At 48.3% G+C, this 15,876-nt stretch carries 17 protein-coding genes; 14 read left to right on the forward strand and 3 right to left on the reverse strand.

The annotated features are described in order from the left end of the window. Nucleotides 1-9: 9 nt before the first annotated feature. Nucleotides 10-183: a hypothetical protein gene (locus KGY70_02315; GenBank protein ID MBS3773997.1), complete on the reverse strand. Its 174-nt coding sequence runs from the start codon at nt 181-183 to the stop codon at nt 10-12. A gap of 77 nt (nt 184-260) precedes the next feature. On the opposite strand from KGY70_02315, the gene KGY70_02320 reads away from it, so the two are divergent. The 14 genes from KGY70_02320 to KGY70_02385 all read left to right on the forward strand — a co-directional run bounded on the left by KGY70_02320 (nt 261) and on the right by KGY70_02385 (nt 12,398). Beyond that, entirely contained in the window at nt 261-1,292 is a 1,032-nt protein-coding gene (locus KGY70_02320; protein MBS3773998.1) for a hypothetical protein, read from the forward strand. 220 nt (nt 1,293-1,512) lie between these two features. Further along, nucleotides 1,513-1,989 (forward strand): hypothetical protein, encoded by a 477-nt coding sequence (locus tag KGY70_02325; GenBank protein MBS3773999.1) that lies wholly within the window; start codon nt 1,513-1,515, stop codon nt 1,987-1,989. A 228-nt stretch (nt 1,990-2,217) separates the two neighbouring features. Continuing rightward, nucleotides 2,218-2,934: a hypothetical protein gene (locus KGY70_02330; GenBank protein MBS3774000.1), complete on the forward strand. Its 717-nt coding sequence runs from the start codon at nt 2,218-2,220 to the stop codon at nt 2,932-2,934. Nucleotides 2,935-3,087: 153 nt separating this feature from the next. Beyond that, the gene (locus tag KGY70_02335) at nt 3,088-3,687 is read left to right on the forward strand and encodes a trypsin-like peptidase domain-containing protein (GenBank protein MBS3774001.1); all 600 of its coding nucleotides are present in this window, start codon (nt 3,088-3,090) and stop codon (nt 3,685-3,687) included. A 55-nt stretch (nt 3,688-3,742) separates the two neighbouring features. Beyond that, entirely contained in the window at nt 3,743-5,146 is a 1,404-nt protein-coding gene (locus KGY70_02340) for a PQQ-dependent sugar dehydrogenase (GenBank protein ID MBS3774002.1), read from the forward strand. 82 nt (nt 5,147-5,228) lie between these two features. Beyond that, nucleotides 5,229-6,029, forward strand: a complete 801-nt coding sequence (locus tag KGY70_02345; GenBank protein ID MBS3774003.1) for a DUF1080 domain-containing protein — start codon at nt 5,229-5,231, stop codon at nt 6,027-6,029. Nucleotides 6,030-6,089: 60 nt separating this feature from the next. Next, nucleotides 6,090-6,857 (forward strand): alpha/beta hydrolase, encoded by a 768-nt coding sequence (locus KGY70_02350; protein MBS3774004.1) that lies wholly within the window; start codon nt 6,090-6,092, stop codon nt 6,855-6,857. A gap of 137 nt (nt 6,858-6,994) precedes the next feature. After that, nucleotides 6,995-7,150 carry a hypothetical protein gene (locus KGY70_02355; GenBank protein MBS3774005.1) on the forward strand — a complete coding sequence of 52 codons (156 nt, stop codon included), beginning with the start codon at nt 6,995-6,997 and terminating at the stop codon, nt 7,148-7,150. A gap of 9 nt (nt 7,151-7,159) precedes the next feature. Then, nucleotides 7,160-8,095, forward strand: a complete 936-nt coding sequence (locus KGY70_02360) for a DMT family transporter (GenBank protein ID MBS3774006.1) — start codon at nt 7,160-7,162, stop codon at nt 8,093-8,095. A gap of 183 nt (nt 8,096-8,278) precedes the next feature. Next, the gene (locus KGY70_02365; GenBank protein ID MBS3774007.1) at nt 8,279-8,839 is read left to right on the forward strand and encodes a carbonic anhydrase; all 561 of its coding nucleotides are present in this window, start codon (nt 8,279-8,281) and stop codon (nt 8,837-8,839) included. A gap of 122 nt (nt 8,840-8,961) precedes the next feature. Then, on the forward strand, nt 8,962-9,447 hold the full coding sequence (locus KGY70_02370; protein ID MBS3774008.1) for a flavodoxin family protein: 486 nt from the start codon (nt 8,962-8,964) through the stop codon (nt 9,445-9,447). A 314-nt stretch (nt 9,448-9,761) separates the two neighbouring features. Further along, nucleotides 9,762-10,241 (forward strand): hypothetical protein, encoded by a 480-nt coding sequence (locus KGY70_02375; protein MBS3774009.1) that lies wholly within the window; start codon nt 9,762-9,764, stop codon nt 10,239-10,241. A gap of 331 nt (nt 10,242-10,572) precedes the next feature. Continuing rightward, entirely contained in the window at nt 10,573-12,054 is a 1,482-nt protein-coding gene (locus KGY70_02380) for an alpha-amylase (GenBank protein MBS3774010.1), read from the forward strand. A 191-nt stretch (nt 12,055-12,245) separates the two neighbouring features. Next, nucleotides 12,246-12,398, forward strand: a complete 153-nt coding sequence (locus tag KGY70_02385; protein MBS3774011.1) for a hypothetical protein — start codon at nt 12,246-12,248, stop codon at nt 12,396-12,398. A gap of 260 nt (nt 12,399-12,658) precedes the next feature. Here the strand turns inward: KGY70_02385 and KGY70_02390 are convergent, their stop codons facing one another. Next, the gene (locus KGY70_02390; GenBank protein MBS3774012.1) at nt 12,659-14,086 is read right to left on the reverse strand and encodes a glutamate synthase subunit beta; all 1,428 of its coding nucleotides are present in this window, start codon (nt 14,084-14,086) and stop codon (nt 12,659-12,661) included. 90 nt (nt 14,087-14,176) lie between these two features. Further along, nucleotides 14,177-15,876 (reverse strand): glutamate synthase subunit alpha (locus KGY70_02395; GenBank protein ID MBS3774013.1); only part of this gene is annotated, 1,700 nt, incomplete at its 5' end.

Below are 15,876 nucleotides of genomic sequence, written 5' to 3' on the forward strand. Positions count from 1 at the left end.
CTCGGATTATTAGAGGTAAACGCCGTATCGCTGCAGATACAGCTTCAAGGTTAAGTGCTTTCTTTGGTAATACTCCAGAATTCTGGCATGACCTTTAGGATGACCATGGCCTTGAGGGAGGGTCAGGCCTTTCCATGCATTGATGACCGAATTCTTACACCGGCTAAAGTCAGAAGGCTTCATAGAGAAAGACCTTGAGCAACTAACCACCCCAATTCCTCAAAACCCATTTTAAGTTCATGACTGAAATATCTAAAATTATGAAGAAAATACTATTCATCTCTGCCTTTTTTGTTTTTTTGACCAGCTGCATTCAACATACAGAAAAAGAAAAAATTATAACGGTAAATGGTGAAATACCCGTGGAAGAAATGGGTACTGCCTTAATTCATGAACATGTGATGGTAGACTGGATTGGAGCGGACAGCACGGGATTTCACCGATGGGACCGTTCGGAAGTAGTGGAACGGGCGCTTCCTTTTCTAAAGAAGGCTAAGGAGCATGGGGTCAGTGCCTTTTTTGACTGTACACCTGCCTATCTGGGCCGGGATCCTTTGATCCTGAAAGAGCTTTCGAAAAGAACAGGTATGCACATTGTGACCAATACCGGGTATTATGGTGCAGTGGATAATCGATTTATCCCCAAACATGCCTATGAAGATGAGGCGGAAGAAATTGCCCGGGTGTGGATCGATGAATTTGAAAATGGCATTGAAGGGAGCGATGTCCACCCAGGTTTTATAAAAATTGGGGTGGCCAGGCAGGATACCTTATCGCCCATGCACCAAAAGCTGATCGAAGCAGCTGCCATTACGCATAAAGCAACCGGATTGCCTGTCGTCTCTCATACAGGACCAGACGGCCCTGCGTTTGCCCAGATGGGAGTTTTAAAAGAAGAGGGTGTTTCCCTGGAAGCCTTTATCTGGACCCATGCCCAGCAAGGTACACTGGAGGGATATATTCAGGCTGCCAATCAAGGCGCCTGGATCTCCCTGGATAATGTGAAGTCTAAACCTTCCAACGATCCCCAACAATCAGGTAACATCGATTGGTATGTGGATACTTTAACAAAATTAAAACGGGAAGGCATCTTAAATAAAATTCTCATATCTCACGATTCCGGCTGGTATTCGGCAGGAGAGAAGCAAGGTGGCAATTACCGCGGATATACCGATATTTTTGAGTATCTGATCCCAGCCCTGAAGGACAATGGGTTTACCCAGGAAGATATCGATCTACTTCTTGTTAAAAACCCCCGGCGCGCTTACGCGGTCAAGGTAAGAACCAATTGAATATCTTCGGCGGAAAGCAGCATATATTTGTTCATGCTTTACAATCCGGAATACACCCATGAGCGTATATGACCATGCCGAAGATCGACAGGTTTTATGAGCGGTGAAATGAACTCATAATAAAGCATGCTGAAGCAAAAAAAATGGATATCAGCGCTTTAAATGATTCGATTTACAAAACACCTGTTGTTTTTTCCGGTCTTCTTGAATTTGAGTGACAATGAAGCATTGGTTGATTTACACCTTTTCTTTGGGGTTTGCTGCTTATTGGGCTTCAAATCTTCTTTTGTGGTTTCCATGGAGTTATAGTGTAACTTTGGGAATCACCCTGATGGTGACTTTGGCACCTGTTATTTGGGCCTATTCAACTTTTTTGGCATTGAAGACCTACCCGGGAAAGAACCTGATCAAAGCAGCCCTGCTCGTTTCCTTGATTTTTATCTTTCTGGCTGTTGTAATGGATTATATATTCTTTGGAGTGATCCGCAACGCTATGGAACAGCTCTATCATCCGACCACCTTCTACGGATATGGATTTTTACTCTTACTGCCGGTGGTCCTGGCGCTTATCTTTCGAAACAGGATGGTGAGGATCGGAAAACAAATTAATAACGCTGCTATTTTGAAAGCGGTATTGAGTGGAGTGTTTTGTTTAGTGATTCTTGCCGCTATCATCCTACTCGGGATAACGATATAACCGGAAAGCAATCCAGGAAAATTGGAGTATAAAAATGCAGGGTTTCGTATGGCCATATATTTCCTTATCTTTACCTGAATTAAGATGCATTGTTTTCTTAAGGAATGATGAACCAGGATATATGTCCATTTCTTACAAACGATATTTGGAGGCACCGGCTCGGCCTGCATAAATAGCTGACATGAACCTGAAAGAAGAAACTTTTTTTCTCACACTTAATTTCTTATCATGAAAAAGCTGATTATAGCCTCTTTCCTCCTTCTTGCTGCATTTCAGGTCCATTCCCAGTACATCAGACTTGGATTTCAAGCAGGAAGAAGTCAATTTTCCATGGAAAAACTAAAAAGCATCAACAAACAAATTCAGCAATCCTTCCCGGTTGAGACAAAGCAAATATCCAATTATCCCTCTAATTGGTATTATCAGCCTATTCTTCTGACGAATGTGAATATCATCGATTTTGGTATTTTTTATTCCTTTCAATCAACCGGCTCCCGTATTTCCGCAAAGGATTATTCCGGAGAATACAAATTTGAGACCGATTTGAAATCCAATACCTTCGGTATTCATGCCGCTATACCTGTGGTAAAAATGAGAAGAGTGGAGTTGAGCTTATATTCAGAAGTCGGAGTTATTTCTTCGGATTTGGAGATGAAGGAATACCTAAATCTGATGGACAGCACATATGTGGAGGACGAATATCAGTTTCATGCCAAAAACTTTATTTTTGAACCGGGTTTGAACCTGACCTATTATCCTTTTGACTTCCTTGGCATAACATTTAATGCAGGTTATTCTCTCCTGTTTGGTGATAATGCCTATTTTTCAGATGAACTGGATACTCCTTTATACTATTCCACCCCGCAGGAACAGCATGAAGTAAAACCGGAGTGGAGTGGCTTGAGATTGGGTTTGACCGTTTATGTAAGGATTTTGCAATATTGAAATCTTTGGGGCGAAGCTGGGGCCTTCTCCAGGCAGGATGCCCTGACGCCTGCGGATTTTGAGATGTTGGTGGTTGCAGAGAGAAACCCCTCATGGTGATTTTAATTCATACTGAATTCAAATAAACCCTGTAATAGGATAAACCCTTTTAAGATGAGATCTTTTCCGATTATTTCCCTTATTATTGTTATAGGATTTGGGTGTCACAGCAAATCTGAGGTGGAAAAGGAGCCCTGGATGAACGAGCCTGTGGGGCAATGGCCGGATTTCAGGTACTGGAAGTTTTATCCCAGGAATGATCCGGATCGCTCGGTGGGGGTGAAGAAGCTGATCAACCGCGACAGCCATGAACCGATCGGTCAGTTCAATACCCTGAAGAACCGGGACTGGATCATTTTTGAGATAATAGAAAATCTGGACTCCCTGTACCCTTTGAAAATTAGATATGCTCCGGTGCGAAAGGGCGAGGTAGTCTATGCCGTGGGATGGGGTGACTCACAGAAGAACAATGATCATCCTGCCCGGATGAAGTTTCAGTGCCAGCAGGAGCGGGGAAACTATTTTTATGCCCGGCTCCTGACAACCGGTGTGAAACCCGATGGCCGAAGTGGTTCGCCGGTGATCGACAAGAACGGGTACCTGGTGGGCCTTACTTCAGGAGCAGAGGGGAAGCTTACTGTGATTGGCAGTACCCTTTATCTGAAGAAATTATTGGACCGCTATGGAGTGGATTACAGCATGCCCGGAGGGTAAGATGAAGGGAGAATCTGATTGATAAAACTTTGCTGATATCTAAAACAACCATACTATGAGAAGATTTACCTGGATTTTTTTGACCGGAATGTTTTCCCTTTTTGTTTTAACTGCTTGTGCGCAGGATGACAAGGGAAAGGAATTGTACATGCAGCATTGTGCTCAGTGCCATGGCGCCGGGTTAGCCGGTGGAAATGCACAGAGCCTGATTGATGGATTCTGGCAATATGGTGCTGAAGACCATTATAAGCATCGCAACATCAAATACGGCATACCACACGTAGGGATGCCGGCTTATGAGGAAACCCTCAGCGATCGGGAAATTAGCCTGATCGTGGATTTCATGAATGATTTTGAAGCCGAAAAGGTGAAGGATATGCCCGAGGTACCGGTTGATCTGCTGACCCTGGATTATCAGATGGAGATGGAGGTGGTGGCTGAAGGACTGGATGTTCCCTGGGCCATTGATTTCATCGGAGCGGACAAGTTTCTTGTTACCGAGCGGCCAGGGCAGCTTCGAATCATCAAAGACGGCAAGCTGTTGGAAGAACCGGTGCAAAATATCCCGGAGGTGGTGCCGCAAGGCCAGGGAGGCTTGATGGATGTGGCCCTGGATCCGCACTATGACCAAAATGGCTGGATCTATTTGGCATACAGCCATGGGATAAAAGGGGGAGGCGAGCGCAATCCTGCGATGACCCGCATTGTCCGGGGTAAGATCCAGGACCATGCCTGGGTCGATCAGCAGGTGATCTATGAGGCTCCTCATGAGACCTATCGCACCACCCGCCATCATTACGGCTGTCGAATCGTCTTTGATCAGCAGGGCCATCTGTATTTCAGCATTGGAGACCGTGGAGCTAAGCAACAGGCACAAATGCTGGACCGGCCCAATGGTAAGATCCATCGCATCAACCGCGATGGAAGCATACCCGACGACAACCCCTTTGTTGACCGGGAAGATGCCCTGCCTACCATTTTTGCCTATGGGGAGAGAAATGCCCAGGGACTTGCTGTACATCCCGAAACCGATGATCTATGGGAAGTGGAACATGGCCCCATGGGAGGCGATGAGGTCAATGTGATCCAGGCAGGCAAAAATTATGGCTGGCCGGTGATCACCTATGGCAGGAATTACAACGGCACCATCATCACCGAGGAGACTCATAAGGAAGGGATGGAACAACCCATCCTGTACTGGAAACCCTCGATCGCCGTGAGTGGAATGGATTTCTACACCGGCCGGGAATTTCCGAAGTGGAACAACCATTTACTGATCTCGGCCCTCAAGTTTGAGGAGGTTCAACTGCACCGGGTATACGATCACCGCATCATGCACACGGAAACCATATTGAAGAATGCCGGTCGCGTGAGGGAAGCCGTAGCAGGACCCGATGGAGCCATCTATGTGGTGGCCAACCAGCCCGGACGAATCCTGAAGCTTACCAATGCGGATTAAGTGAGATTTTTTTCCATCCCTTAATTGATGGGATAGAAATTCAAAATTGTGTTTCATCAGGTGTATTGTAAAACTGTTTATTATGCGTTTAATCGGGATTGTACTGTTTTCGGCAATTGTTGGGGCTTTCATTTCGTGTGTTTCCAATGATAAGAAAAAAGGTTCCACCTCAGGCCAGGATTGGCAAAGCCTTTTCAATGGCAAGAACCTGGATGGCTGGACTGCCAAGATCAACCACCATGAGCTGGGTGAAAACTACGCCAACACTTTCCGGGTGAAGGACGGGAAAATAGGGGTGAATTACGATGATTACGGGGCGTTCAATGAGCAATTCGGACATTTATTCTACCGGGAACCCTTTTCTTCCTATCACCTGAAGTTTGAATACCGTTTCACCGACCAGTGGCAGGAAGATGCACCTTCCTATGCCTACCGCAACAGCGGGGTGATGTTTCATGCCCAGGATCCGCAGACCATCCGGAAGGATCAGGACTGGCCTATAGCTGTTGAATACCAGATACTGGCCGAAGAAGAAAAAGGAAAGCCCCGGCCCACCGGCAATGTTTGTACTCCCGGAACGGATATTCATTACCAGGGGGAGAAATATACGGATCACTGTCTGAATTCTTCATCCGAAACTTATCCCTGGGACCGCTGGATCAGCGGTGAACTGATCGTTTACCGCGATTCTCTCATTAAACATGTGATCCATGGTGACACGGTGCTTCAATATACCCGGCCGCAGATCGGAGGAGGAGTAGTGACCGGCTTTGACCCGGCTGTTATGGACGAGGGTAAATCTCTTACCCGGGGATACATTGCCCTTCAATCGGAGGGTCATGGGATCGAATTCCGGAATATTAAAATCCGGAAGCTGGATTAATTTTCCTGTCAGGAATGAGCAGAATGTGCGACTAGCCATGAAAACCAGAAATATCAAATTATGAAGATCGACAAGGTTACATTCCGCAATTCTGAAGGCGACCAATTGACCGCCCGTGTGGAATTGCCGGATGATGAACAACAGCGCGCCTATGCACTTTTTGCTCACTGTTTTACCTGCAATAAAAACCTTTCTGCGGTTCGCAACATAAGCCGGTCCCTCACCTCCTCAGGTTTTGGGGTGATGCGGTTTGACTTTACCGGTTTGGGAGAGAGTGAAGGAGATTTTGCCGACACCAATTTCTCGAGCAACATACAGGACATCCAGGAAGCCGTACGTTTCCTGGAGAAGGAATATCAGGCACCTTCGCTTCTGATCGGGCATTCCCTGGGAGGAGCCGCAGTCTTATATGCCGCCTCGGATATTCCTTCTGTCCGGGCGGTAGCTACCATAGGAGCTCCTGCCGATCCCAACCATGTCACCCAACTCATCTCTTCCGGCCTGGGGGAGATACATGAAAAGGGTTACGCGGAGGTATCCATAGGGGGCAGGCCCTTTACCATCAAAAAGCAGTTCCTGGATGACCTGCAAGCCGTGAACATGCCTACTGTACTTACAAAGATGGGTAAGGCACTGCTCATAGCCCATTCACCCCAGGACCAGATTGTGGGAATCAGCAATGCCGCCGATATCTTTAAGGCAGCCCGGCATCCCAAGAGTTTCATATCGCTTGATGGTGCCGATCATTTGTTGTCGGATTCCCGCGACTCGGCCTACATTGGTAAAGTCATCGCCCATTGGGCAGAGCGGTATATATCGTTGGGATGACAAAGACCTTGTGATCCGCTGAGGCGAAAGGTAAGTCGTGTGAACCCATATACAGGATTTTCGTATTTCTATCATGTCGGTCTGGGGAAAATATAATTGTCATATCTTTGTTGAAAATAAACCCAAAACGCAAGTTTATGACTCAGGTAAGAAAATCTACAATCCCGGTTCTGTTGGCAACTTTCTGGATCAGCATGCCGGAACCCGCTCGCAATGAAATGCGGGTTATGTCCTTTTGGACCGATTATTACAAAAAACCAGGCCTGGTCTTTCCTTTTGCTCCCAATAAATAAGAAGCAATTATGATTAAGCGAACCGTGATCCTGATCATTGGATTTGTGCTGCTCTGGAATTCCGGGTTCATAGGGGCAGAATACGGGTTGCCCTATACAGGTCCTTTTACTCTGCTGTTTTGGCGGTATTTGGCACTAACCATTTTTATGTTCCTGTACCTGGTGATAAGAGGCCGTTTTCGTTGGGTGGGCTGGCCTGCAGCTTCTGTTAACATGTTGGTAGGTGTTCTTGCCCACGGCGGTTGGCTTACTTGCGTTTTACTGGCCCTGGATTATGATGTCCCGGCAGGAATTGTTGCCCTGGTGGTAGCCTTGCAGCCCATGGCAACAGGTGCTTTCTCCGGGATGGCCGTAGGTGAAAAAACACCTCTTTACAGGTGGCTGGGCCTGATCATTGGATTTGGAGGTGTTGCCATTGCTGTCCTTTACAGGATCGATTTCACTTATCCCGGTTCTGTTTTTGGGTATCTCATCCCTTTAGGCTCGGTGGTCGCCATCACCATTGCCAGCCTGTTGCAAAGAAGCATGGAGACAGGTAAAGGAAACCACAAGCTGCCCGTGGACCTGAACCTTTTTTACCAGGCTATGGCTACTACCATAGCTCTGTTCTTGCCCGCCATTTTTATTGAGAACCTGGCTGCTCAATGGACGGGTCCTTTTATCTATACGATGATATGGCTTATATTTGCGGTATCCCTGGGTGCTTATGCATTGATGTGGCTGCTGATAGAGCGTATGGATGCCACCCGGGTGGCCAGCTTGTTTTATCTGGGGCCTCCCGTTACCATGCTGATGGCCTGGATTGCTTTTGGCGACAAGCTCCTGATGACCGATGTGGTTGGATTGTTGGTTGTTTTGCTTGGAGTGGTGATGACCCGCCACAAGTTGGACCATGTCATCAAACAAATAGCTTTTGGGGTTCTTAAGCAAAGATGGGACCGGTAGGGGCAAAACCCGGGAAGTGCCCGAGAGATGATCCATTTCATTTTTTGCCTCCAGCCGGAGTGATGCAGGGACAAACCGGCAAAAGATAACGGGATGAAATCTCCGGGGATTTGGTTGGATCTGTTTTCTTAACTTTTGGGGAGCATTTGTGTTTTTATAATGTAAGAGCTAAAAAGAATGTTTATGAATGGCTTGAAAGATATATCCCAACGGGAGGATATCTTCCCGGAATACCGCGATACTCCAATTGGTTTGCTTCTGGAATATCACAACCTGGATCGGGTCCTGGAGGAGCACGATGCTCCAAAATTACTGACCGGAACGTGTATGGATCACCGGGTCCTTTTGCACCTGCCTGAGCATTTCTCCTATATCATTCGCACGGGAGGTGCCAATCTGCGTTACAATGAATTTCAGGTATCCTTTGCCATCACCGTTGGTGGGATCAGGTATATTGCCCTGATAGGACACAGCCATTGTGGCATGGTGGGTTTGGATTCCAAGAAGGAATCCTTTGTCAAGGGGCTGGTTGATACCACCGGATGGAAGAGGGAACATGCGGAGGATCATTTCCGGCATTTTGCCCCGATGTTTGAGATCGGGCATGAGGTGGATTTCACCCTCAGTGAAGCCAATCGACTCAGACAACGCTATCCCGGCATTCAGGTTGCCCCTATGATCTACCTGGTCGAAGACAACCGGCTTTACTTGCTGGAAGATGACGGGCGAAAGGAAAGCAAATAAGGGGTTGGGGTATTTGATATTTTTTGCCGGATGTTGTATCTTGTTATTAAGTATCATTTTAAAATATCATGACCGGACAGAACCGATCATCCGGTATTCAGGGGTAATGAAGGGACATCATTATGAAAGCAACTATCATATTCGATTCCCAGTATGGCCACACGCAAAAGATTGCGGAAGCCATTGGGGAAGGCCTGGGGGAAGGGCTTGATATAACGGTTATCAGGGTTCAGGATGCAAAAGCCGGCGATGTTCTCCGGGATACCGACCTGCTGATGATCGGGTCTCCCACCCAGGGAGGATGGTTCACCGAATCCGTTAAATCTTTTCTTGCCACTTTACCCGAAAAATCGCTCAAGGACAAGTGTGCCGTTTCTTTTGATACCAGTACCCTGGCAGACAACCATGGATTTGTCGTGGGTGCACTCACCCGGTTATTCGGCAATGCAGCCCCACGAATAGAAAAAGAGCTAAAGAAGAAGGGCGCCCATTGCTTCGATTCGGAAATTTTTTATGTGGTAGGTAAAAAGGGCCCGTTGATCCATGGTGAAATAGAACGGGCCAGGGCCTGGGGGGCGAAAATATTGAAGAAAGCCTCCAAATTATAAACCTGCCAACCCGTCCGGTCCCATCAACTAAAAAGTGGCTGGGTATATCATGGCCCATTGCAGGGATAGGATGGTCAGCGATACTCCATTATCCGAATAGAGGCCGGTTTTCAGGGTCGTCCATCGGGAATTCACCGATCCGGCTTTTGTTGGCATGGCCCAATGAGATGTCTCCGCCTCAGCGGGGCAAGCCACATATGACCAAACAGAACAATAAAATGATCCTATGAAACCCCCATCCAGTAACCTACACAACAAGGACATGTTTAAGCATGGGGGTTCCATATGACCGTAATCAATATAAAGATAATCCTATGAAAACAGATCTTAAACAAATCAAAGCCGGTATTGGTCTGGGGACCCTGAAATTTGGGATGGACCGGGGACAGGTCAGGGAAATGCTGGGCGCACCAGATGAAGTGGAACACTATTCTTTTTCAGAGGAGGAAAACGACATGACAGAGGCATGGCATTACGATGGCATGGAACTTTCCCTGGGCTTTGACGAAGCTGCCGACTGGCGGCTCACCACCATTTCTGTTACTTCCAAATACTATGAACTGGAAGACAAAAAACTGATCGGCATGAATAAGAATGAAATTCTCCCCCTGTTGAAGGATTTAAAAATGGAGGATTATGAGATTGATGACCTCTCCTCAGACCGACAGCCGGGACAGGAGTTGATCGTATCGGATTCCAGGGGCATTCATTTGTGGTTTGATCATGAGATCTTACATGAGATTGAATGGGGGCCGATGTGGCAGGATGAGTTCAGCATCGACTGGCCTCAATAAATCTTCATTCCAATCCTTCGGTTTCGATCCGATAGGGCTCGTGATTAAGAAAATGGGCTGCCGTTGGGGTAAGGTGGCCCATTTTAAGTGTTCGTTTTTGGACATTTTAAGAGCGCTGTTTTTTACACTGTTTTTTTATTCGCGGAAAATTTCTTATTTTGACGCTGGTGCCGGTAAGAAGGACGTCATACCCACCCCTGTTACCCTGGTATACGTTTTGCCCCGTGCCCGGATAGAGGAAGCATTCCCGAATTGTTGTGTTGTTGATCATATTCTGTGGTTTCAAAAATTATTGTTTTTACGATGAGAAAAAGAGCAAAAAAGATGAGATATGGCCGAATTTAACGGAGCCATGATGCAGTATTTTCATTGGTATACTCCCGCGGATGGTACCCTGTGGAAACAATTGGCCAGTGATGCTCAGGAACTGGCTGATGCAGGCATTACAGCCTTATGGCTTCCCCCTGCCTATAAAGGAGCAGGGGGTCAGCACGATGTGGGCTATGGGGTTTACGACTTGTTCGATCTGGGGGAATTTGATCAGAAGGGGAGTGTTCGGACGAAGTACGGAACCCGCCAGGAATATCTAGAGGCCATTGAGGCGGCCCGTCAGGCCAACATTCAGGTTTATGCGGATGTAGTGTTCAACCATAAGATGGGGGCAGACCATCCTGAGGAGTTTCGAGCTACTCCCTACAATCCGCAAAACCGCCATGAACCCATCGGGGAAATGCAGACCATAAAAGGGTGGACCCATTTTTCTTTTCCCGGCCGCAATAAGAAATATTCTGAGCTTGAATGGCACTGGTGGCATTTTACCGCAGCCGATTACAATGCGTTGGACGATCAAAGGGATGCCATATACCTTTTTGAAGGCAAGAGCTTCGAGGAGCAGGTAGATCAGAAGATGGGCAACTATGATTATTTGATGGGCTGCGACTTGGATATACAAAATCCCGATGTGCGCGAGGAACTTTTTCATTGGGGGAGATGGTACCTGGAGACCACCGGGGTGGATGGATTTCGTTTTGATGCGGTGAAGCACGTTCAGTCTGATTTCTTTCTTGATTGGCTGAATCATCTTCGCGGTCATAGCAACCGCAAGCTATTTGCCGTGGGTGAATACTGGACCTATCATGTGGAAGCCCTCAAGCATTTTCTTGAAACAACAAACCAACAGATCATGCTGTTTGATGCGACCTTGCATTATAACTTCTCCGATGCCGGCAGGCAGGGCAAGGATTATGATCTTCGGAAGATTTTGGAGGGTACGCTCGTTCAGCAACGCCCTGACCTGGCAGTAACAATTGTCAGCAATCACGATACGCAGCCCTTGCAAGCACTGGAATCTGTCGTGGAGGCCTGGTTTAAGCCGCTGGCTTACAGCATTATCCTGTTAAGAAGGGATGGGTATCCCTGTATCTTTTCAGCCGATTATTATGGGGTAGCGTATAAGGGCACAGGAAAGGACGGAAAAGAATATGACATCTCCCTGGCAAGTCATCAATGGATGATTGACCGGTTCTTGCATGCGAGGCGGGAGTTTGCCTACGGCGATCAACACGACCATTTCAACCATCCCAATTGCATCGGATGGACCAGGACCGGGGATGGGGATCATCCCGGAGGCCTTGCCGTGGTGATGAGCAATGGAGAGGCCGGCAGCAAAAAGATGCAGACTGCTTCACCTGATACTACTTATAGGGATGTCACCAATCATATTGAAGAAGAAGTTGTTACCGATAAAGATGGTAAGGGTGATTTCCGGTGTCAAGCCGGGTCTGTTTCGGTTTGGGTTCCTGGTAAGGAATGAAAAATACACAGGGGTCATTTTGCAAAATATCCTGTTTGTTCTTTTAATAGGGTTATTGGCAACGGATTGTCGGTAATATACCTGATGTCTCAGATTGTGTTGCTGAATCGTATATATGGGGCGGCATATCCTGATGCAAACGCTTGCCCTGATGCGATGATTTTGCTATCTTTATATTAAAATTCCATGTAATGAAAAAGATTACCAAAAGGGATGTCAAGTTTTTTTTCCTGGGCATCCTAACCCTATTGCTTCTGGAACTTGTCTTAAACTGGGAAGAAAATGTCAAGGCTTTTGAGGCCGGGTTTATGAGTGGATACGAGGAGACCTATCAGCCAGATTGAAAGATCCTGATTCTATCCGGAAACACCCATTGTCAAGACCTTCATCTGCCAGGTTATCATATTTTTCTTATTTTAGCAGGATAAGCTTTTAATTTTTTAAACCAAGCCAATGTTGATTATGAGGCTGTTGATTGTATTGACGATGTTTACCCTGGCCTGGCTGCCGGTTGGCTTAAACGACTACTTCAGGCTTCGCCGCCAGATAAGCACAACAGTCGGATGGGGGTAAAGGATTTGGAAACGACTGCCGGACGCAGGCGCTAAGTCTCCCCCAGATATTTTGTTATATTTTGTGCAGCCTGTATGCCTGAATTTATTGCTGTTACAACCAGGTTGGCACCCTGATGTGCATCCCCCGCCACAAACACTTTGCCAATGGATGTTTGTAGGTTCTCGTTTCCCTTTACATTGCCCCGATCGTCATAGTCCACCTTCAGGTTGTTGAGCAGGCCCTTTTGTACGGGATGGACAAAACCCATGGCCAGCAGCACCAGGTCGGCCTGAATGGTTCGTTGGGTAGAAGACTTCTCTTTCATATTTGTCCGACCCTTCTCATCCTTTTGCCAGGAGGTGTCCACGATTTCGAGCTGGCTGACTTTATTGTTCTTTCCGATGAATCGTTTGCTTGCTACAGACCACATTCTTTTGCAGCCCTCTTCGTGGGAGGAGGTGTTTTTGAGGGTTTTCCGGGGCCAGGGCCAGTTGGGGTTGGATTCATTATTTTCTGTGGGTTTGGGGAGTATTTCCAGCTGGGTGACGCTTAGAGCACCCTGACGGTTGGCTGTTCCCACGCAGTCAGATCCGGTGTCGCCTCCTCCGATCACCACCACGTGTTTGTTTCGGGCATTGATCATAGGATTGCTGTCCTGAACCGCCCCTGCCTGCACCACTTTATTTTGATGGGTAAGGTAATCCATGGCAAAATAGATCCCATTCATCCGCCGCCCCGGGATATTCAGGTCTCTGGGGTGACGTGCGCCTGTTGCCAGGCAGACGGCGTCGAAGGATTGAATCAGGTCGCTTGCGGCGATGTCCTTACCTACTTCCATCCTGGTGCGGAAGGAGATGCCTTCTTCCCTGAAGATATCCAGGCGTCGGTCGAGGATGTGTTTGCTTAATTTGAAATCGGGTATGCCATAACGCAATAGTCCACCAATGGCATCGTCTTTTTCAAAGACTTCCACCAGGCAGCCTTGTTGATTCAGGCGGGCGGCTGCCGATAGTCCGGCCGGACCGGAGCCGATGACGGCCACTTTTTTGCCGTTGCGTGTCAGGGGAGGCTGGGGGTTGATATGTCCGTCGGCAAAGGCATGCTCCACCACCGAGGCTTCATTTTCGCGGATGGTCACTGGCTGGTCGTTGATGGACAGGGTACAGCTTATCTCGCATGGTGCGGGGCATACCCGGCCGGTGATCTCGGGGAGATCGTTGGTGGTATGCAGTATGTCGCTGGCTTCTTTCCAGTCGCCCCTGTACACGGCATCCTGCCAGTCGGGTATATTGCTGTGCACCGGGCAGGCCCAATGGCAAAAGGGAACGCCGCAGTCCATGCATCTGGCTGCCTGTAGGGCACGATCGGCCGTGTTCAGGGTTTGCTCTACTTCCCCGTAGTCGTGGATGCGTTCGTGCAGTGGCCTGTTGCCAGCTTCTTTTCTGGCGGTCTTGATGAATCCTTTTGGGTCTCCCATGATGGTTTTATTTGTTTTGTGAATCAGACTTTCGGGTTCCCTCCCCGGGTATAATCACCGGGGAACGGGCTTGTGCATAAGCGCTACGCCCTATTCATGATCGGGCATGTATTTGCTGATCTTCTGATTGAGCTCGGAGATCTTTTTTTCCTCCAGGTGGCGTTGATATTCGAAGGGGATCACCTTGATGAAATCCCTGAGGCTGTTTTCCCAGTCTTCCAGTATTGCTGCTGCCAGAGCGCTTCCTGTATACTGATGGTGGCTTTGGATGAGCTGTTTCAAGGTGATCAGGTCTTCAAAATCCTCAATGATCTGCAGGCTGACCATTTCCATGTTGCAGAAGTAGTCGAGGTTACCTTTGGGGTTGTATACATAGGCAATGCCGCCACTCATTCCTGCAGCCATGTTTCGTCCCACCTCACCCAGGATCACCGCCACTCCTCCGGTCATGTATTCGCAGCAATGATCGCCGGCACCTTCCACTACGGCTGTGGCACCGCTGTTTCTTACGCAGAAGCGTTCGCCACATAAACCGTTGATGTATACTTCACCGCCAGTAGCTCCGTAAAGCGAGGTGTTCCCGATGATGATGTTTTGTTCAGGTCTGAAGGCGGCATTGGCAGATGGCTGGACGATGATCTTTCCTCCGGATAGTCCTTTCCCCAGGTAATCGTTGACCTGTCCCTGGAGTTGGAAGGTGATGCCGGATTTCAGGAATGCCCCGAAGCTCTGACCCCCTGATCCATTAAAGTGGCATGTGATGGTATCATCGGGCAATCCTTTCTGTCCATGATTTTTGTCTACCTGATAGGAAAGCATAGCTCCCACGGCCCGGTCGGTGTTGGTGATCTTATGATTCATTGCCACAGGCTGGCTGTTTTCCAGGGCTTTTTGCGCCTGCCGGATCAGTGTGCGATCCAGCAGGTTCTGCGGCAGGTGTTCCTGGGGATGGGTTTTGCGGATGGGATATTGCGTGGCTTCTGCGGGCAGGTGGACGATGTCGCTGAGTAAGACCTTTTGTAACTTCCAGTGGTCGATTTCCTTACGCTGGATAAGCAGGTCACAGCGGCCGATGATCTCGTCCATGCTGGTATAGCCCATCTCTGCCAGGTATAAACGGATCTCCTCAGTCAGGAAGGTAAAATAGCGGATCACATGCTCCGGTGAGCCGGAGAATCGCTTTCTTAACTCTGCATCCTGGGTACATACACCCACCGAGCAGGTGTTCAGGTTGCATTTTCTCAGCAGGATGCAACCCAGGGTTACCAGGGCTGAGGTGGCGAAGCCAAATTCTTCGGCACCCAGCAGAGCGGCTATTATGACATCGCGTCCGGTTTTTAGCTGTCCGTCGGCGTAAAGCGAGACCTTCCCCCGGAGGTTGTTTTTTACCAGGGTTTGTTGTGTCTCGGCCAAGCCGATCTCCATGGGCAGGCCGGCATGAAGGATGGAGCTTAGGGGGCTGGCGCCGGTACCGCCTTCCGCTCCGCTGATGGCAATGGAGTCGGCTCCCCCCTTGGCCACCCCTGCTGCTACTGTTCCCACGCCAAACTCCGAGACCAGCTTCACATTGATGCGGGCATTCGGGTTGACATTCTTCAGGTCGAAGATGAGCTGCGCCAGGTCTTCAATGGAGTAAATATCATGATGGGGAGGTGGAGATATCAGGGTGATGCCCGGGGTGGAGTTGCGGGTTTTAGCAATGATGCTGTTCACCTTTGTTCCCGGCAGCTGACCACCTTCTCCAGGTTTGGAGCCCTGGGAGATCTTTATCTGTATCTCATCGGCATGGA

The sequence above is a fragment of the Bacteroidales bacterium genome (assembly GCA_018334875.1).
In the GTDB taxonomy this organism is placed as follows: Bacteria; Bacteroidota; Bacteroidia; order Bacteroidales; family UBA12077; genus JAGXLC01.